This is a genomic window from Mycolicibacterium rutilum, assembly GCF_900108565.1.
Taxonomy (GTDB): Bacteria; Actinomycetota; Actinomycetes; order Mycobacteriales; family Mycobacteriaceae; genus Mycobacterium; species Mycobacterium rutilum.
Map to the genome: position 1 here is coordinate 3,485,162 of NZ_LT629971.1, position 18,121 is coordinate 3,503,282.

An 18,121-nucleotide genomic window follows, 5' to 3' on the forward strand; every position below is an offset into this window, starting at 1 on the left:
GCTCAGCCTTTCTCCGCTTCATGCTCGAGTTCGGCGTCGATCGACTCCATGCCGGGCATGGTCAGCCCGTGCCGGCCGCGGGTGGCCAGCAGATAGCCGAGGTAGCAGGCGCCGATCACCCACATCACGATGACGTATGCCCACGCCTCCTTGAAACTCGAGTCCCGGAACAACGCGAGCTCGAACGCCAGCCACACGACCGCGACGACGAGCACCGGGATCTCCCAGGCGCCGAGGTTGAACTTGTCGCTCTCGGGCAGCGACTTGCGCTTGATCAGGTAGAGCACCACCGTCGAGGCGTACATCACCGCGGGCAGCAGCGTCGCGGCACTGAAGAGCGTGAACAGGGCGGTCTCCGACTGCGAGAAGATCGCCAGAATCAGTTGCGCGAGCACGAAATACAGCACCGTCGCCTTGAACGGGGTGCGGAAGCGGTTCGAGATCTGGCCCCACTGCTGCCAGCCGGGGAACCGTTCGTCGCGCGACATCGCCCACGTCAGCCGCACACCGGTGATCATGATGACCAAACCGCAGGCGAAGATCGCCAGCACCACCATGATCAACAGCAGGGTGGCCACGGCCGAGCCGAGCGTGTTCTCGATGACGTCGGCGATCGGGGTGCCCGATTCGGCGAGCGCGACGGGGTCGCCGGCGGCCAGCGTCACCGCGACGATGAACAGGAAGCCCAACACGCCCGAGGCCAGCACGGCCTGCCACATCGCCCGGGGCACAACGCGTTCCGGGTCGTTGGTCTCCTCGGCCAGGTTCGCCGCCGACTCGAAGCCGACGATGGTGAACGCGCCGAGCAGGAAGCCGAGCATCCACGGCCCCGCCGAGGTCAGGTCCCCGAAGCTCCAGAAGCCCTCGGTAGCAACGGCGCCCTTGCTGAACAGGTTCGCGACGTCCACCTCGCCGCGGATCGCCGCGACGACGAACAGCAGCAGGGTCAACGCGACCATGCCGACGAGTTCGAGGGTGACCAGGCTGTTGTTGACCCGCTCGGCCCACGGCGTCGAAAACGCCACCAGCAGCGCCTGACCCGTCAGGACGAGGGCGGTGACCAGCCACGTGATGGTCGCGGTGGCCTCGTAGTTGAGCAGCACCGGCATGATCGTCGACGCGATCGTGTAGTCGACGGCGACCACCACGATCGCCAGGAAGGTGAACGAGATCCAGCCCAGGATCCACCCCAGCACGGGGTTGGCCAGCCGCGACATCCACTGGTAGTGGTAGCCGGTCACCGGGATCCTGGCGGCCAGCGCGCCGAGCGCGAACGCCACCGCCAACTGTCCGATCACGGCGATCGGCCACGTCCAGATGCCGACCGGACCCGATGAGTTGAGCACCGACCCGTAGGTGGTGAAGATGCCGGTCGCGATCGAGACGAACGCGAACGCCACCGCGAAGGACGCGAATCGTCCGGTGCGGCGTTCGAGGGCTTGTTTGTAGCCGAACTGCGCGAGCTCGGCGGCGTCGCTGGAAACCGCTGGATCTGGTGCCGACATCGTTCCCTCCGGTGGTATAGACCATCTGGTTGAACCGAAGTATGGAGTGCATGCGAACCGTCGTCAACCGTTGACACAGACTGTTAACGAATCGATGGCATAGACCATGTGGTTCGTGATCGACGCGTGCTGCGGGGCGGTTTTCCCGGCTACGCTGCGAGCATGCCGCCGGCCACCCCGCGCTACATCGCGATCGCCGCCCTGGTTCGCGACCGCATCGAAACCGAGCAGCTCGGGCCCCATACCCTGCTGCCGTCGGAGCGTGAGCTGGCCGAGCAGCACGGGGTCAGCCGGATGACCGCCCGTCAGGCGCTGTCGCTGCTGGAGAGCGAGGGGGTGGTCTACCGCAAGCCGCCGCGCGGCACGTTCGTCGCCGAACCGCGGGTGCGTTTTCACATCGGCAGCTTCTCCGAGGAGGTGGCGCGGCTGGGCCTGCGCCCGGCGGCCCGCCTGCTGTGGGCCGAGCACCAGCACCCGACCCCGGCGGTGCAGCTCGCGCTGGGACTCGAGGACGGCGCGATGGTGCACGCCTTCCATCGGCTGCGTTCGGTCGATGACGTCCCGTTTGCGCTGGAGACGACGTTCCTGCCGGCGGATCTCACCCCGGGCATCCTCGACGAGTCCGGGGACGGGTCGCTGTGGGCGGTGCTGCGCGACCGGTATGGCATCGACCTGGCGCGATCGACTGCGGTGCTGGAGTCGATCGTGCTCGACGACGCCTCGAGTGCCCAGCTCGGCGTGCGCGCGGGCTCGGCGGGCACGTTGCTGACGCGCCGCACCGAGGACGCTGCGGGGCGCTGCGTCGAGTACGCCCGCGACGTCTACCGCGCCGACCGGGCGTCGTTCGAGGTGTCCGAACGTCTCGGTGCGCATCGGCTCTCACCCGTCTGAGCGGCTCGGCTACTGCCGTAAGCTGGCTGTTCGTGGCTCAAAGGCGCAGGCTCGGCGTGATGGGTGGAACGTTCGACCCCATCCACCACGGGCACCTGGTCGCCGCCAGCGAGGTGGCCGACCGGTTCGAGCTCGACGAGGTGGTCTTCGTGCCGACCGGCCAGCCGTGGCAGAAGGGCCGCGACGTCACCGCCCCCGAGGACCGCTATCTGATGACGGTCATCGCGACCGCGTCCAATCCGCGGTTCAGCGTGAGCCGTGTCGACATCGACCGGGGCGGGCCCACCTACACCAAGGACACCCTGCGGGACCTGCATCGGCTCAACCCGGACGCCGACCTGTTCTTCATCACCGGCGCCGACGCGCTGGCGTCGATCCTGACGTGGCAGAACTTCGAGGAGATGTTCTCGATCGCCAACTTCGTCGGGGTGAGCAGGCCGGGCTACGAGCTCGACGGCAAGCACATCGCGGCGGCGATCAAAGAACTGCCCGACGACGCGCTGCAACTCGTCGAGGTGCCCGCGCTGGCGATCTCGTCCACCGACTGCCGCAAGCGCGCGGAGGAGAACCGGCCGATCTGGTACCTGGTGCCCGACGGTGTCGTCCAGTACGTCACCAAACGCAAACTCTATGCCGCCCAATCACTCACAACACAGGGGAAGCATCAATGAGCGCCTCCGACGAAGCCGTCCGCATGGCCACGGTGGCCGCACAGGCGGCCGCGTCCAAACTCGCCGACGATGTCGTCGTCATCGACGTCTCGGGCCAACTCGTGATCACCGACTGCTTCGTGATCGCGTCGGCCTCCAACGAGCGGCAGGTCAATGCGATCGTCGACGAGGTCGAGGAGAAGATGCGCCTGGCCGGGCACAAGCCCGCCCGCCGCGAAGGCGCCCGCGAGGGCCGCTGGACCCTGCTCGACTACGTCGACATCGTCGTGCACATCCAGCATCAGGACGAACGCAATTTCTATGCGCTGGACCGGTTGTGGCGCGACTGCCCGACGCTGCCGATCGACGTCGACGCGCCGCCCGCAGCGGAAGGCGACCAGTGAGGGTCCGGCGCCTGGTGATGCTGCGGCACGGCCAGACCGAGTACAACGCGGGCAGCCGGATGCAGGGTCAGCTCGACACCGACCTGACCGACCTCGGCAAGGAGCAGGCCCTCGCGGCGGCCGAGGTGCTGGCCAAACGCCAACCGCTGGTGATCGTGTCCTCGGATCTGCGGCGCGCATTCGACACCGCGATCGTGCTCGGTGACCGCTCCGGCGTGCCGGTGCAGGCCGACGTCCGGCTGCGCGAAACGCATCTTGGGGAGTGGCAGGGCCTGACGCACCATGAGGTCGACGCCGTCGCGCCCGGTGCTCGGATGGTGTGGCGCAACGACTCTCGGTGGGCACCGCCGGGCGGGGAGAGCCGCGTCGACGTCGCGTCGCGCAGTATGCCCGCGGTGAGCGAGCTGATCGAGCAGCAGACCGACTGGGGTGCCGTCGATCCCGACCGGCCCGTGGTGCTGGTCGCGCACGGCGGTCTGATCGCGGCCTTGACCGCCGCGCTGCTCGCCCTGCCGGTCGACAACTGGCCGATTCTCGGCGGCATGGGCAACGCCAGCTGGGTGCAGCTGTCCGGCCACAGCGACGCCGACGCCACTGCTCAGGGCATCCGGTGGCGGCTCGACGTGTGGAACGCCTCGGCGCAGGTGGCCGGCGATGTCCTCTGAACGCCCCACGCTGCTGGTCTTCTGCGACTCGCTGTCGTACTACGGCCCCACCGGCGGCCTGCCCGCCGACGATCCCCGCATCTGGCCCAACCTCGTTGCCACACAACTGGACTGGGATGTCGAGGTGATCGGGCGGATCGGCTGGACCTGTCGCGACGTGTGGTGGGCGGCCACGCAGGACCCCCGCGCGTGGGCGGCGTTGCCGCGGGCCGGCGCCGTGGTGTTCGCAACCGGTGGCATGGACTCGCTGCCCTCGCCCTTGCCGACCGCGCTGCGTGAGCTGATCCGCTACGTGCGGCCGCCGTTCCTGCGGCGCTGGGTTCGCGACGGGTACGGGTGGGTTCAGCCGCGGCTGTCGCCGGTGTCGCGGGCCGCGCTGCCACCGCACCTGACCGCCGAGTACCTCGAGATGACCCGCGGTGCGATCGATTTCAACCGGCCCGGCATACCCGTCGTCGCCTGCCTGCCGTCGGTGCACATCGCCGAGACCTACGGCAAGGCGCACCACGGCCGCGAGGGCACCGTCCGGGCGATCACCGAATGGGCCGAGCAGCACGACGTTCCGCTCGTCGACCTCAAGGCGGCGGTCGGCGAGTACGTGATGAGCGGTCAGGGCAACCCCGACGGCATCCACTGGAACTTCGAGGGGCACCGGGCGGTGGCGGACCTGATGCTCAAGGCGCTCGCCGAAGCCGGCATCGCATGTCCGTAGTGGTGGTCACCGACTCGTCGTCGCGGTTGGCGCCCGACGAGTTGAAGCAGTGGAACATCCGTCAGGTCCCGCTGCACGTGCTGGTCGACCTGATCGACCTGCGCGACGGTGTCGACGAGGTGCCCTACGACATCCACGCGGTCCCGCGGGCCAGTACCGCGGGCGCCGCGCCGGCCGACCTGGCCGAGGCCTACCAGCACGCGCTGAGCGACAGCGACGGCGACGGTGTTGTCGCCGTGCACCTTTCGGCGGCGCTGTCGAGTTCGTACAGCTCGGCAGTGCAAGCCGCCCGCGAGTTCGGGTCCTCGGTGCGGGTGGTGAACTCGCGGTCGGCGGCGATGGGTGTCGGCTTCACCGCGCTGGCCGCCGCGCGTGCCGCAGCGACCGGAGCCGACGTCGATTCCGTTGAGGCGGCGGCCCGTTCGGCGGTCGAACGCACCTCCGCGTTCATCGTCGTGCACCGGCTCGACAATCTGCGGCGCAGCGGGCGGATCGGCACCGCGGCGTCCTGGCTGGGCACCGCGCTCTCACTCAAACCGCTGCTGGCCCTCGACGTCGACGGCAGGCTGGTGCTCGATCAGCGCATCCGGACGATCGGCAAGGCGCACGCCGCGATGGTCGACCGCGTCGTCGACCTGGTCGGGGAGCGGCGCGCGTCGATCGCGGTGCACCACGTGGACAACCACGACGGCGCCGATCAGCTCGGCGCAGCGCTGACCGACCGGCTGCCGCAGGTGGACCCGCTGATCGTCACCGACATGGGGCCGGTGCTGTCGATTCACGTCGGCGCGGGCGCGATCGGCGTCGTCGTGCAGGTCGCCGACTAAGGCCCTTTTTCACGCCGAGCGCACGCTTGTTCGCGCCTTCACTCGCGATTTACGTACACAACCGCACTCTCGGCGACCCTTGTCGGGCTCATCGGTAAGTGCTAGCTTACCGTTCGTGTCCACTTACCAAGACGCCGACGCGTGGGTGGCGATGGCAGACCGCACCCGGCGGTCGATCGTCGAGCGCCTTGCGCACCGGCCGATGGCGGTCGGTGAACTGGCCGCCGATCTGCCGGTCAGCAGGCCGGCGGTGTCTCAGCACCTCAAAGTGCTCAAGCGCGCCGGCCTGGTCTGCGACCGCGCCGAGGGGACACGGCGCGTCTACCAGTTGGAGCCCGCGGGACTCGCGGCGATGCGCGACGAACTCGACCGGTTCTGGCTGCGCGCCCTGGACGGTTTCAAAGAACTCGTCGAAGATGAAGGAGACCCACCATGAACGCTGCCCAGTCGACCGTCGTCCGGCGCGAGATCACCGTCAACGCGCCGATCGAGAAGGCGTTCCGGGTGTTCACCGAGCGGTTCGGCGATTTCAAACCGCGCGAGCACAACCTGCTGGGCGTGCCGATCGTCGAGACGGTGTTCGAATGCCGCGTCGGCGGCCACATCTACGACCGCGGCAGCGACGGCAGCGAGTGCCGATGGGCCCGGGTCGTCGCCTACGAGCCGCCCGACCGCGTGGTGTTCCTGTGGGACATCGGCCCGACGTGGCAGGTGCAGACCGACCCGTCGAAGGCCAGCGAGGTCGAGGTGCTGTTCACCGCGGCGCCCGACGGCCGGACCCGCGTCACGCTCGAACACCGCCACATCGACCGCCACGGTGACGGCTGGGAGTCGGTCGCCTCGGGGGTCGACGGCGACGGCGGCTGGCCGCTGTACCTGCGCCGCTACGGCGAACTCGTCGAGGGTCGGTGATGTCCGACCTGATGCGGATGGCCTACGACGAGCGGGCCGATCTGGCCGACCTGCTCGCGGATCTGACGCCGCAGGAGTGGGCGCACCCCAGCCTGTGTACGCGGTGGACGGTGAAAGACGTTGTCGCTCACGTGATCAGCTACGAAGGGTTGGGTGCGCTCGGCCTGGCGCGCAGGTTCGCCAAGGGGTGGGTGGTACGCGCCAACCAGGTGGGTGTCGACGAGCTTTCGGCGCTGTCGACCGACGAGCTACTCGACGGCCTGCGCAGCCATTTGCGGCCGTCGGGTCTGACCGCGGGGTTCGGCGGGATGATCGCGCTCGTCGACGGCACGGTGCACCATCAGGACATCCGGCGCGCCCTGCACCGGCCGCGCACCATTCCCGCCGACCGGCTGGTGCGGATCCTGCCCCTGATCCCGGGAAACGCGCGCCTCGGCGCGGGCCGACGAATCAGGGGCCTGACGCTACGCGCGACCGACGTCGACTGGACGCACGGCAGCGGACCCGAGGTGACCGGACCGGGTGAAGCGCTGATGATGGCGATGACCGGGCGGCCGGCAGCGCTCGACGACCTCAGCGGGCCCGGCAAACCGACGCTGACGCAACGGCTTTAGCCGACTGCGGCGCGACCGGTTACTGGAGGCAGGTCCTTCAGCGTCACGATCCCCGGCGCGGCGGCGACCACCGCCGGCACGGCATTGGTGACCGGCAGCGCGGTGTAGATCATGCCCAGACCCATGAAGCCGGGTTCGGTCCAGTCCCGCGGCGGCAGGCAGTGCAGCACGGTGCGCATGTTGGGCACCCCGAACACCTGGATGACATGCCCGTGTTCGAGCGGCTTCGGGGGAGTGACGTGTTCGCCCATGATCCAGTTGAACCCGACGCTGACGACGTTGCGGTCGCCGACCCAGCCGCGGTGGTAGCCGTACACGCCGGCGACCGTGCCCTTCGGGATCGTCATGAACCCGAGATCGGAATCGCCGGTGGCCGTGGTGAATTCGACGTCGAAGGTGATCCGGTCGAGGGTGGCGCCGATCGCGTCGGCCATCATTGCCGCGGATTCGGCGAACACCTCGCTCTCGCGGCGGACGCTCTCGGCGAGTCCGGGGGTGTCGGCGTCCTGCGAGAAGCCCATCGCGGTCTGTGTTCCCGCCGACTCGTAGGTCGAGCAGTCCACCGACTCGGTGATGCGGATCTCGTCGACGCGTTCGCAGGCGCCGCTGAGCACCATGCCGACCATGTTCGTCATCCCGGGGTGCGCACCGCTACCGAAGATCGTGGAATTGCCTTTCTCGCAAGCCTTCCGGATGCGGTCGAGGTCTTCGGGAGTCTGCTTGCCGCCGGTGATCCACGCGGCGCTCGAGCACACGTTGACCCCGGCCTCGAGCAGGCGGACCAGTTCGTCGATGTTGGGCCACAGCGGGTTGTAACAGCACGCGTCGGGGCGTTGGGCCAGCAGCGCCTCAATGTCGTTGGTGGCGGCGACGCCGGTGGGCTGAGGCCAGCCGGCCAGCTCCGCGGCGTCGACACCCACCTTGTCGGCGCCGTGGGCGTACACACCGACCAGCTCCATGTCGTCGCGGCCGATGATCGCGTGCAGCGACCGGCGGCCGATGTTGCCGGTCGTCCACTGAATGACGCGCAGGGGCCGGTCAGGTGTCACGGATTCTCCTCGGTGTCAATCGATCACATGTGGGTGCCGCCGTCGATGCGGACCTCGGTGCCGGTGACGAAGTACGCCTCCGGCGCGGCCAGCATCGCGACCACGGCGGCGACCGCGTCGGGCCGGGCGAACATCCCGCCGCCCTCGACCGCCAGGGTCGGCATGATCTTCCCGAACAGCGTGTAGTCGGCGTCGTCGGGCAGTCCCGGCCCGACGCTCTGCTTGGACTGTCCGGTGCCGTCAGTCATTCCCGACGAGATGGAACCCGGTTGCACACAGTTGAACCGGATGTTCTCCTTGCTGAACTCGAGCGCCAGCGTGTGCGTCATCGCCTGGATGCCGCCCTTGGACGCGGCGTAGGCCGCCATATAGGGGTGCGCGTAGTTGGCCGAGGTGGAACTGAAGTTCACGACGGCGGCGGCGGTGCCGGCCCGCAGCGCCGGTAACGCTTCGCGGGTGACCAGGAATGTCCCTACGAGGTTGACCCGCAGCACGTGCTCAAAGTCGGCCAGCGTGGTGTCGGCGAAATGCCACGAGCGCAGGATCCCGGCCCCGTTGACCAGTGCATCGAGTCCGTTCATCGCGTCGACGGCGCGCTGCACACCGGCGATCACCGATTCCTCGCTGCCGACGTCGAGCACGACGGTCGTCAGCCGACCGCCGGTGTCGCCCGCCTGGGTTGCGGTGTCGGCCAGCCCCGACTCGCTGATGTCGGCGGCGACCACGGTGCCACCCTCGTCGAGGATGCGCAGCGCGGTGGCCTGACCGATGCCCGACCCGGCTCCGGTGATCAGCACTCGACGGTCGGTGTATCGCTGCAACGTCGCCACCGGGGGAATGCTAGTGCGCCATCGACGCGAACCGGGCGATTCCCGGCCGATCGAACCGCGGGGCGTCCGCGTACGTGTCTATCGCATGGGTGCGGCGGGCATTGCCTCGATGGCTGCGACGGCGGTGATCGCAGCCGCGACTGTGGCGCCGGTACCGGACACCGTGCCCGCGACTTCCGCGAGTCCTTCGGTACATCTCACCGCCGGAGCGCCGCCGCTCGGCGCGATCCCGGTGGCGTTCCTCCGCAACCAGTTCGAGTACTGCAGCATCATCTGTCCCTACGCCGTACAGGCCGCGGTGACTGTGCCCGTCGGCGCGGCACTGAGCCCCGCGCAGTTTGTGGGCACGCTGACGACGACGCGGTCGCTGACGCGGGCGCTCGGCGCCGCCGCGGCATCTGTCACCGGGCCCGCGAACGCCGCGCTGACACCGCTGCTGGAGAACGACGTGTACCGGGTCGTCCCGAAGGCGTTCAACAGCCTGGGGGTGGGGGTCGTCGAGTTCATCAACGTGGCGTCGGCCGCGACGCGCCCCGCGGACTTCCTGCGGGCGGTGGCCACTGCGCGCGCGAACATCTCCGCCGCGCTGAATCAGCCGCTGCCGCCGCCGGCACCCACCGAAACCGGTGCCCGGACACTGCCGCAGGTGCTGGCCGTCGCGGCGGTCAACGTCGTCACCGCCGTCGTCTTCCAGGCGGGTGAACTCGTCTTGCTCGGGGCGGTGCAGACAGCCGACGCCGCCGCGCAGATGTTGGCGTCGACGGGGGACCCTGCGGCGGCGGTCGCGGCGGGGGCGCGCACGGCGGCCCGCTCGATCGGCACGGCCGGCGCGGTGGTGCGCGACGCGGTCGTCACCGCCGTCGACGATGTGCGTGAATCGCTGGCCGATCCGGTGCCATCGCGCGTCACGGAGCCGCGTCGTCAGTCCCGGTCGGAGCCAACCGAATCCGAGCCCGGCGACGAACCGGACACCGCGGCCGAGGAGTCGGCCGGAGCGTCGGAACCCGCTGAGTCACCCGCCGTGTCGCCTGACTCCACGTCGTCTGAGGCGGGCGAACCGGCCGGCGCGTCCGAACCCGCATCTTCCGGCAGCGACAGCGCCACGCCGAGCGCCAGGAAGAACAGCACGAACAGCGGTCCACCCAAATAGAGGTTCATCGGTCCGCCCGGTGAGATGAAGCTTCCCGGCGGACCGATGATCGTGATCGTCTCGATCAGTTGCTCGACACCGAAGACCGCCGCGGCGATGCCGACCCAGCGCGGGAAGCGACCCTCGTTCGCCGCCAACAGGATCGGCGCGGCGACCATGATGTTGGCGACGGTCAGGACGGGGACCGACATCGTCACGACGTCGGTGATGGTGCGCGCCGTCGCGGAGCCGAGTTCGCCCGGGTGCAGCGCGAGTCCCGCGGTGAACCACGTGGCGATGGTGATCTTGGCCAGCACCACCGCCGCGCCGATGGTGAACATGTATGCGTACGGCCCGGTGAGCCGACTGCGGGCCTGACTGAGCACCACGACGAGCGCCAGCGACGCGAACGTCACCAACAACGCCTGGGTGCGCATCGCCGCGGCGTGGTCGTTGACATGGGCGACGACGTCGAGACCCGACGAATCGATGCCGGGCAGCGGCGGAACCGTCAGCAGTGCAACGCCGTACAACACCGCGAACGTGATGCCGGCGACGACCGGCACTCGACGCTCCACAGCGACAACTGTAAACAGTCGAGTAATCCCCAACGCTGATTTCATCCACAGGGCGCGTCGCGCGCGGCCTCGGACACCGCTGCGGGTCGGCGCCCGGGCCTAGCGTGCGAGACATGCGAACCGAACTGCCTGCCGAACGATTGCAGCGCCGACTCGGCGCCGACGTCGAGACCGATACCGGCGGCGACACCGACGGCGACGCCGGGCCCCCGGACACCGCACTGACCCGCTGGCTGCCCGAGGCGCCGGCCGGTGGCGTGGCGGGCTGGGTCGCGGCGGTGCGTGCCGATCCGGGGCGCGCGGGGATGCTCGCACTCGCCGGGGTGGGGGTGATCGCGGTGCTGGTGACGGTGTTCGCGCTGATGCGTAACGACACCCCGGCGGTGGCTGCCGCGAAACTGCCTCCGGTGCAGATGGTTTCGTCGACGAGCCCGCCACCCGACGCCGAACCGGCCGGGCCCGTGGTGGTCAGCGTCGTCGGGCTGGTGCACAAACCCGGGCTCGTCACCCTGGACGCGGGTGCGCGCATCGCCGACGCGCTGAGCGCCGCGGGCGGGACGCTCGACGGTGCGGATCTGCTGGGGCTGAACATGGCCCGCCGGGTGGCCGACGGCGAGCAGATCGTGGTCGGGATCGCCGCGCCGCCGGGCGAGCCTGCCGCGATGGGCAGTTCGGTCACCACCGACACGGCGACGACCGCGAACGCGCCGCCGGCGCAGGGACTCGACGCGCCGCAGGGCGGTTCGGTGGACCTGAACGCCGCCACACTCGAACAACTCGACGCGCTGCCCGGGATCGGGCCGGTGACCGCGGCCGCGATCATCGCCTGGCGGGACGCCAACGGCCGGTTCTCGTCCGTCGAGCAGCTTGGCGACGTCGACGGCATCGGGCCGGCGCGGCTCGACAAGCTGCGCAACCTCGTTCATGTGTGACGGCGGTGGGCGACGCCGGTGCGGCCCCGATCGACCTGCGCCTCGTCCCGGCAGCAGCGACTGCGTGGGCGGTCACCGCGGCGGGCATCCTCTGGCACACCGTGGGTTCGGTGGTCGCTGCGGTCGCCGCGGCCGCGCTGACGGCGGCGGCGGGCCGGTTCGGTGATGCACGCCGAGCGGACCGCAACACCCGGGCGGGTGTGCTGGCGGTCGCGGCCGTGGCGACGGCGTTCGCGATCGCGATCGGATTGCAGGTCGCCGAACTACGCCAGCACCCGGTCGCCCAGCGCTACGGCACGCTCGCCGCCGTCGTCGTCACACCCACGGAGACCCCGCGGGCGCTCGGCGGGAACCGGACCATGTTCCGGGCCTCGCTGCTGTACCTCGACGGCCGCGAGACGTCCGGCCGGGTCCTGGTCTTCGCGTCGACCAACGACCTCACCGAGCTGACCGCAGGCACACCGGTCCGGTTCCGCGCGAGGATCGGCCGCCCGACTCGCCGCGACCTGTCGGTGGCGGTGCTGTCGGCGGTCGGAGACCCGACGCTGGGTGAGGCCGCGGCGATCCACCGCGCGGCCGCCGGGGTGCGCGCGGATTTCGCCGACGCCGCACGGCGCGCGCTGCCGGTCGATCAGGCCGCGATGCTGCCGGCGCTGGTGCTGGGCGACACCTCGGCGGTGCCGCGCCTGACCACCGACGAGTTCCGGGCGTCGGGGCTGACGCATCTGACCGCGGTGTCCGGGGCGAACGTCACGATCGTGTGCGGCGCGGTGTTGCTGTCGGCGGGGCTGATCGGGCCGCGCGTCGCGGTCGGCATCGCCGCCGTCGCGCTGCTGGCGTTCGTCGTCGTCGTGCAGCCCACGGCCAGCGTGCTGCGGGCCGCGGTGATGGGGGCGATCACCCTGCTGGCGGTGTTGTCACATCGGCGACGCCAGGCCATCCCCGCGTTGTCGGCCAGCGTGCTCGCGCTGATGATCGCGACTCCGGAGTTGGCGGTCGACGTCGGGTTCGCGCTGTCGGTTTCGGCGACGGCCGCGCTCGTCGTGATCGCGCCGGTGTGGTCACGCCGGCTCGTCGCGCGCGGCTGGCCCAAACCGCTGGCCGACGCGGTCAGCGTCGCCGTCGCCGCGCAACTGGTGACCGCGCCGCTCGTCGCCGGGATGGCCGGCACGTTCAGCGTGGTGGCGGTGGCCGCGAACCTCGCGGCGGCGCCGGTCATTCCGCCGATCACCATCGTCGGCACCGCGGCGGCCGCGCTGAGCCCGCTGTGGCCGGCCGGGGCCGGGCTGCTGATCCGCTTCACCGGACCCGAACTGTGGTGGCTGCTGGGCGTGGCGCGGTGGGCGGCGGGGGTGCCGGGGGCGTCGCTGACGGTGCCGTCCGGCCCGGCGGGTGTGGTGCTGATCGCGCTGTCCGGCGCGGCCCTCGTCGGCGCGTGGCGCTGGCGCTGGGTGCGTCGGGCCGCGTTCGGCGCCACGATCTGCCTGCTGGCGTGGACGGTGTCGGGGCTGTCGGCCGGACGTGACACGATCGGGGGGTGAGCGATGAGGCACAGCTGCACCTGGTGCTCGGGGACGAGGAGTTGTTGGTCGAACGCGCGGTCGCGGCGGTGCTGCGCGACGCCCGCAAGAAGGCCGGCACCCAGGACGTTCCGGTCGACCGGCTGCGCGCCGGCGACGTCAGCACCAGTGAGCTCGCCGAGCTGCTGAGCCCGTCGCTGTTCGCCGAGGAGCGCGTCGTGGTGCTCGAGGCCGCGGGCGAGGCCGGCAAGGACGCGGTCACGCTGATCGCCGACGCCGCCGCCGACCTGCCGCCGGGCACCATGCTGGTCGTCGTGCACTCCGGCGGCGGGCGCGCCAAGGCGCTGGCCGATCAGCTCAAGAAGCTTGGCGCACAAGTTCATCCGTGCGCCCGCATCACCAAGGCCGCCGAACGCGCCGATTTCGTCCGCCGCGAGTTCCGCGCGCTGAAGGCCAAAGTCGGCGACGACACGGTCACCGCGGTACTCGACGCCATCGGCTCGGATCTGCGCGAATTGGCCGCTGCCTGTTCGCAGTTGGTGACCGACACCGGCGGCGCGGTCGACGCCGCGGCCGTCCGCCGCTATCACTCCGGCAAGGCGGAGGTGAAGGGTTTCGACATCGCCGACAAGGCCGTCACCGGTGACGTCGCCGGCGCGGCGGAAGCGCTGCGGTGGGCGATGATGCGCGGCGAACCCCTGGTGGTGCTCGCCGACGCGCTGGCCGAGGCCGTGCACACGATCGCCCGGGTCGGGCCGCTGTCCGGGGACCCCTACCGGCTGGCGTCGGAGCTGGGCATGCCGCCGTGGCGGGTGCAGAAGGCGCAGAAGCAGGCGCGGCGGTGGTCACGCACTTCGGTCGCGGAGGCGATGCGGCTGGTGGCCGCGCTCAACGCCGACGTGAAGGGCGCAGCAGCGGACGCCGACTTCGCGCTGGAGTCAACGGTGAGAAAGGTCGCCGAACTCATCGACGACTGAGGCTGCGGCGTCGGTCAGAGCTTGTTGAGCGCCGACGCCAGAGCCGACTTGCGGTTGGCGGCCTGATTCTTGTGGATCACGCCCTTGCTGGCGGCCTTGTCCAGCTTGCGGCTGGTCGACACGAGCAGCTCGGCGGCCTTGTCCTTGTCGCCGGCCTCGATGGCCTCCCGGAACCCGCGGACCGCCGTGTGCAACGACGACTTGACCGACTTGTTGCGCAGCCGACGGCGCTCGTTGGTCTTGATCCGCTTTTCCTGCGACTTGATGTTGGCCACGCGTGTAGTCCTTCGTAAATGCTGTAGGGGTTGCCCAAAGTCTGGTGGCGCCCGCTCGGCGGGCAGCGAGGGTTCAGGTTACCAGCGCAGTGGGTAAATGCCCAAAGTGAGTCCGCTGGCCTGCCGAAATGTCCGAAGTGTTGCAGCATGTCAGGGGTGAGCCTGCGAACGCCCCGCGCGCGGGGCGCGGATACCGCCGCCCCGACCTCGACCGCGCGCTCGCGCGGCAACGGCAGCGGTAAGGCCGCCAAACGGTACGAGGGCGTCTTTGCCGGCTACAGCGAGCTCGGCAGCTACGCGGCCGCCTTCGACGAGATGTTCGACAACCAGGGCAACGTCCGGGGACCGTACAAGGGCATCTACACCGAACTGGCCCCCTCGGACGCCTCCGAGCTGGAGGCCCGCGCCGAAGCGCTGGGCCGCGCGTTCGTCGACCAGGGCATCACGTTCTCGCTGTCGGGTCAGGAACGGCCGTTCCCGCTCGACCTGGTGCCGCGCGTCATCTCGGCCGCGGAGTGGACCCGCCTCGAACGCGGCATCATCCAGCGGGTCAAGGCGCTCGAGCTCTATCTCGACGACATCTACGGCGAACAGGAGATCCTGCGCGACGGCGTCATCCCGCGCCGGCTGATCACCTCCTGCGAGCACTTCCACCGCGAGGCCGCCGGCATCCTGCCGCCCAACGGCGTGCGCATCCACGTCGCGGGCATCGACCTGATCCGTGACGCCAAGGGCGACTTCCGGGTGCTCGAGGACAACCTGCGGTCCCCGTCGGGCGTCTCCTACGTGATGGAGAACCGCCGCACCATGGCGCGGGTGTTCCCGAACCTGTTCGCCACGCACCGGGTGCGTGCGGTCGGCGACTACTCGTCCCACCTGCTGCGGGCGCTGCGCAACGCGGCGGCCAACAACGTCGCCGACCCGACCGTCGTCGTGCTGACCCCCGGCGTCTACAACTCGGCCTACTTCGAGCATTCGCTGCTGGCCCGCCAGATGGGCGTCGAGCTGGTCGAGGGCCGCGACCTGTTCTGCCGCGACAACGCCGTCTACATGCGCACCACGGAGTGGGAGCGGCAGGTCGACGTCATCTACCGCCGCATCGACGACGCGTTCCTCGACCCGATGCAGTTCCGGCCCGACTCGGTGCTCGGGGTGGCCGGCCTGCTCAACGCCGCCCGCGCCGGCAACGTCGTGATCTCCAGCGCGGTCGGCAACGGCGTTGGCGACGACAAACTCGTCTACACCTACGTGCCGACGATCATCGAGTACTACCTGGGCGAGAAGCCGCTGCTGGCCAACGTCGACACGTTCCGCTGCTGGCTCGACGACGAACGCGAAGAGGTGCTCGACCGCATCGACGAGTTGGTGATCAAACCGGTCGAGGGCTCCGGCGGCTACGGCATCGTGTTCGGCCCCGACGCCTCCGACAAGGAGCTCAACGCGATCGCCAAGAAGATCCGCAGCGACCCGCGCGGCTGGATCGCCCAGCCGGTGATGCAGCTGTCGACGGTGCCGACCCAGATCGGGGACCAGCTGGTGCCCCGGCACGTCGACCTGCGGCCGTTCGCGGTCAACGACGGCGACGACGTGTGGGTGCTGCCCGGCGGGCTGACCCGCGTCGCGCTGCCCGAAGGCTCGCTGGTGGTGAACTCCAGCCAGGGCGGCGGGTCCAAGGACACCTGGGTGCTGGCCTCGCGCACCTCGGTCGCCGACCGCGAGCTGGGCGCCGCCGAGGTGGTGCGCAAACTGCCGAAGTCCGCGCGCGGGCCCAAGGCCGAAAGCTCCGACTCGCAGACCCAAGACCAGCAGCAGCAGTAGGCGGTGGTGATCTGACATGTTGGCCCGCAACGCCGAGTCGCTGTACTGGATCGGCCGCTACGTCGAACGCGCCGACGACACCGCGCGCATCCTCGACGTGACCGTGCACCAGCTGCTCGAGGATTCCAGCGTCGACCCCGACCAGGCGTCGCGCACGCTGCTGCGGGTGCTGGGCATGGAACCGCCCGACCAGCCGCTCGATGTGTGGTCGCTGACCGACATCGTGGCGTTCAGCCGCGGCACCCAGGGCTCGATCGTCGACGCGATCTCGGCGGCCCGCGAAAATGCCCGCGGCGCACGCGAAGTCACGTCCACCGAGATCTGGGAGTGCCTCAACACCACCTACAACGCGCTGGCCGAACGTGAACGCGCCGCCAAACGTCTTGGGCCGCATGAGTTCTTGTCGTTCGTCGAGGGACGCGCCGCGATGTTCGCCGGGCTGGCCGATTCGACGTTGTCGCGCGACGACGGGTACCGGTTCATGGTGCTGGGCCGCGCGATCGAGCGCGTCGACATGACGGTGCGGCTGCTGCTGTCGCGGGTCGGCGACAGCGCGTCGTCGCCGGCGTGGGTGACGCTGCTGCGCTCGGCGGGTGCGCACGACACGTATCTGCGCACCTATCGCGGCGTGCTCGACGCGGGCCGGGTCGTGGAGTTCATGCTGCTGGACCGGCTGTTCCCGCGGTCGATCTTCTTCTCGCTGCGGCTGGCCGAGCACAGCCTCGACGAGCTGATGAACCGGCCGCACAACCGGCTCGGGGCCACCGCCGAGGCGCAACGGCTGCTGGGCCGCGCGCGCAGCGAGCTGGAGTTCCTGCAGCCCGGCGTGCTGCTCGAGTCGCTGGAGCAGCGGCTGGCCAACCTGCAGAAGACGTGCGCCGACGTCGGAGAAGCCTTGGCGCTGCAGTACTTCCACTCCGCGCCGTGGGTGGCGTGGCACGACGCCGGCCACAACGGTGCGGTGGTCATCGAGGAAGGCGAGATCTGATGTGGCGGCTGCGGGTGGTGCACTCGACCGGGTATGCCTACAAGTCGCCGGTGACCGCGTCGTTCAACGAGGCGCGGCTGACGCCGCGGTCGGATTCGCGGCAGAACGTCATCCTCAACCGCGTCGAGACCGTCCCGGCCACGCGGTCCTACCGCTACGTCGACTACTGGGGCACCGCGGTGACCGCGTTCGACCTGCACGCCCCGCACACCGAACTGGAGGTGACGTCGTCGTCGGTGGTCGAGACGGATCCCGACCAGATGCCCGACGACGAGGTCACCTGGGACGACCTGCGTTCCGAGGCGGTCATCGACCGCTTCGACGAGGTGCTCGCGCCGACGCACTACACCCCGGAGAGCAAGCGGATCGCCCGGGTGGGCCAGCGGATCATCAAGGAGCACACGCCGTGCGAGGCCGTCACCGCCGCCGCGAACTGGGTGCACAGCGAACTGGCCTACGTCGCGGGCACCACCGGTGTGCACTCGTCCGGACTCGACGCGCTGCGCGAAGGTAAGGGCGTGTGCCAGGACTTCGCGCACCTGACGCTGATCCTGTTGCGCTCCATGGGGATTCCGTCGCGCTACGTGTCGGGTTATCTGCACCCGAAGCGTCGCGCCGCGATCGGCGACACCATTGACGGGCAGAGCCACGCGTGGGTGCAGGCCTGGACGGGCGGCTGGTGGAACTACGACCCGACCAACGACGCGTCGATCAACGAGCAGTACGTCAGCGTCGGCGTCGGGCGTGACTACTCCGATGTCAGCCCGCTCAAGGGGATCTACTCCGGCGAGGGCTCGACCGACCTGGACGTCGTCGTGGAGATCACCCGCCTGGCCTGACCCTCC

General features: G+C 70.0%; 22 protein-coding genes. 15 read left to right on the forward strand and 7 right to left on the reverse strand.

Translation table 11 applies throughout. From position 1 onward, the window contains the following. Positions 1-2: 2 nt before the first annotated feature. On the reverse strand, positions 3-1,505 hold the full coding sequence (locus tag BLW81_RS17005) for an amino acid permease (protein WP_083408184.1): 1,503 nt from the start codon (positions 1,503-1,505) through the stop codon (positions 3-5). 162 nt (positions 1,506-1,667) lie between these two features. Between BLW81_RS17005 and BLW81_RS17010 the strand changes: the two genes are divergently transcribed. From BLW81_RS17010 to BLW81_RS17050, 9 genes are all read left to right on the forward strand, one after another. Next, on the forward strand, positions 1,668-2,396 hold the full coding sequence (locus BLW81_RS17010; protein WP_083410603.1) for a GntR family transcriptional regulator: 729 nt from the start codon (positions 1,668-1,670) through the stop codon (positions 2,394-2,396). A gap of 32 nt (positions 2,397-2,428) precedes the next feature. Then, positions 2,429-3,067: a nicotinate-nucleotide adenylyltransferase gene (nadD, locus tag BLW81_RS17015; RefSeq protein ID WP_083408185.1), complete on the forward strand. Its 639-nt coding sequence runs from the start codon at positions 2,429-2,431 to the stop codon at positions 3,065-3,067. Continuing rightward, on the forward strand, positions 3,064-3,450 hold the full coding sequence (rsfS, locus tag BLW81_RS17020; RefSeq protein WP_083408186.1) for a ribosome silencing factor: 387 nt from the start codon (positions 3,064-3,066) through the stop codon (positions 3,448-3,450). Before nadD ends, rsfS begins: the two co-directional genes overlap by 4 nt. After that, a complete protein-coding gene (gene gpgP / locus BLW81_RS17025) occupies positions 3,447-4,115 on the forward strand; it encodes a glucosyl-3-phosphoglycerate phosphatase (protein WP_083408187.1) in 669 nt (222 codons plus the stop codon). The genes rsfS and gpgP overlap by 4 nt, the downstream gene beginning before the upstream one ends. Further along, positions 4,105-4,827: a diglucosylglycerate octanoyltransferase gene (octT, locus tag BLW81_RS17030; RefSeq protein WP_083408188.1), complete on the forward strand. Its 723-nt coding sequence runs from the start codon at positions 4,105-4,107 to the stop codon at positions 4,825-4,827. Before gpgP ends, octT begins: the two co-directional genes overlap by 11 nt. Then, the gene (locus BLW81_RS17035; RefSeq protein WP_083408189.1) at positions 4,818-5,654 is read left to right on the forward strand and encodes a DegV family protein; all 837 of its coding nucleotides are present in this window, start codon (positions 4,818-4,820) and stop codon (positions 5,652-5,654) included. The genes octT and BLW81_RS17035 overlap by 10 nt, the downstream gene beginning before the upstream one ends. A gap of 115 nt (positions 5,655-5,769) precedes the next feature. After that, positions 5,770-6,090: an ArsR/SmtB family transcription factor gene (locus BLW81_RS17040; RefSeq protein ID WP_083408190.1), complete on the forward strand. Its 321-nt coding sequence runs from the start codon at positions 5,770-5,772 to the stop codon at positions 6,088-6,090. Continuing rightward, positions 6,087-6,566, forward strand: coding sequence for an SRPBCC family protein (locus BLW81_RS17045; protein ID WP_083408191.1), 480 nt, complete (start codon positions 6,087-6,089; stop codon positions 6,564-6,566). The genes BLW81_RS17040 and BLW81_RS17045 overlap by 4 nt, the downstream gene beginning before the upstream one ends. Then, positions 6,563-7,180: a maleylpyruvate isomerase family mycothiol-dependent enzyme gene (locus tag BLW81_RS17050; protein ID WP_083408192.1), complete on the forward strand. Its 618-nt coding sequence runs from the start codon at positions 6,563-6,565 to the stop codon at positions 7,178-7,180. Before BLW81_RS17045 ends, BLW81_RS17050 begins: the two co-directional genes overlap by 4 nt. Here BLW81_RS17050 and BLW81_RS17055 read toward each other — a convergent pair. The 5 genes from BLW81_RS17055 to BLW81_RS17065 all read right to left on the reverse strand — a co-directional run bounded on the left by BLW81_RS17055 (position 7,177) and on the right by BLW81_RS17065 (position 10,766). Then, positions 7,177-8,229: an NAD(P)H-dependent amine dehydrogenase family protein gene (locus BLW81_RS17055; protein ID WP_083408193.1), complete on the reverse strand. Its 1,053-nt coding sequence runs from the start codon at positions 8,227-8,229 to the stop codon at positions 7,177-7,179. The two genes, BLW81_RS17050 and BLW81_RS17055, sit on opposite strands and share 4 nt — an antisense overlap. A gap of 23 nt (positions 8,230-8,252) precedes the next feature. Then, the gene (locus BLW81_RS17060; RefSeq protein ID WP_173839636.1) at positions 8,253-9,059 is read right to left on the reverse strand and encodes an SDR family NAD(P)-dependent oxidoreductase; all 807 of its coding nucleotides are present in this window, start codon (positions 9,057-9,059) and stop codon (positions 8,253-8,255) included. A gap of 279 nt (positions 9,060-9,338) precedes the next feature. Then, on the reverse strand, positions 9,339-9,635 hold the full coding sequence (locus tag BLW81_RS29405; protein WP_157897719.1) for a hypothetical protein: 297 nt from the start codon (positions 9,633-9,635) through the stop codon (positions 9,339-9,341). A 15-nt stretch (positions 9,636-9,650) separates the two neighbouring features. Next, positions 9,651-9,914, reverse strand: a complete 264-nt coding sequence (locus tag BLW81_RS29410; RefSeq protein WP_157897720.1) for a hypothetical protein — start codon at positions 9,912-9,914, stop codon at positions 9,651-9,653. Between the two features lie 66 nt (positions 9,915-9,980). Beyond that, a complete protein-coding gene (locus BLW81_RS17065; protein WP_083408194.1) occupies positions 9,981-10,766 on the reverse strand; it encodes a hypothetical protein in 786 nt (261 codons plus the stop codon). A 113-nt stretch (positions 10,767-10,879) separates the two neighbouring features. Between BLW81_RS17065 and BLW81_RS17070 the strand changes: the two genes are divergently transcribed. Genes BLW81_RS17070 through holA form a run of 3 tightly spaced genes read left to right on the forward strand, consistent with a single transcriptional unit; the run spans position 10,880 to position 14,195 of the window. Beyond that, positions 10,880-11,698, forward strand: coding sequence for a ComEA family DNA-binding protein (locus BLW81_RS17070; protein WP_083408195.1), 819 nt, complete (start codon positions 10,880-10,882; stop codon positions 11,696-11,698). 5 nt (positions 11,699-11,703) lie between these two features. Next, positions 11,704-13,239 (forward strand): ComEC/Rec2 family competence protein, encoded by a 1,536-nt coding sequence (locus BLW81_RS17075; protein ID WP_083410605.1) that lies wholly within the window; start codon positions 11,704-11,706, stop codon positions 13,237-13,239. Next, positions 13,236-14,195, forward strand: a complete 960-nt coding sequence (gene holA / locus BLW81_RS17080; RefSeq protein ID WP_083408196.1) for a DNA polymerase III subunit delta — start codon at positions 13,236-13,238, stop codon at positions 14,193-14,195. The genes BLW81_RS17075 and holA overlap by 4 nt, the downstream gene beginning before the upstream one ends. Positions 14,196-14,209: 14 nt before the next feature. Here holA and rpsT read toward each other — a convergent pair whose 3' ends face one another. Next, a complete protein-coding gene (rpsT, locus tag BLW81_RS17085) occupies positions 14,210-14,470 on the reverse strand; it encodes a 30S ribosomal protein S20 (protein ID WP_083408197.1) in 261 nt (86 codons plus the stop codon). 147 nt (positions 14,471-14,617) lie between these two features. On the opposite strand from rpsT, the gene BLW81_RS17090 reads away from it, so the two are divergent. From BLW81_RS17090 to BLW81_RS17100, 3 genes are read left to right on the forward strand one after another with little or no spacing between them, the layout of a single operon-like run. Next, the gene (locus BLW81_RS17090) at positions 14,618-16,288 is read left to right on the forward strand and encodes a circularly permuted type 2 ATP-grasp protein (protein ID WP_083408198.1); all 1,671 of its coding nucleotides are present in this window, start codon (positions 14,618-14,620) and stop codon (positions 16,286-16,288) included. Positions 16,289-16,304: 16 nt separating this feature from the next. Next, positions 16,305-17,276 carry an alpha-E domain-containing protein gene (locus BLW81_RS17095; protein WP_083408199.1) on the forward strand — a complete coding sequence of 324 codons (972 nt, stop codon included), beginning with the start codon at positions 16,305-16,307 and terminating at the stop codon, positions 17,274-17,276. After that, positions 17,276-18,115 carry a transglutaminase family protein gene (locus BLW81_RS17100; RefSeq protein ID WP_083408200.1) on the forward strand — a complete coding sequence of 280 codons (840 nt, stop codon included), beginning with the start codon at positions 17,276-17,278 and terminating at the stop codon, positions 18,113-18,115. The genes BLW81_RS17095 and BLW81_RS17100 overlap by 1 nt, the downstream gene beginning before the upstream one ends. The last annotated feature ends 6 nt before the right edge of the window (positions 18,116-18,121 follow it).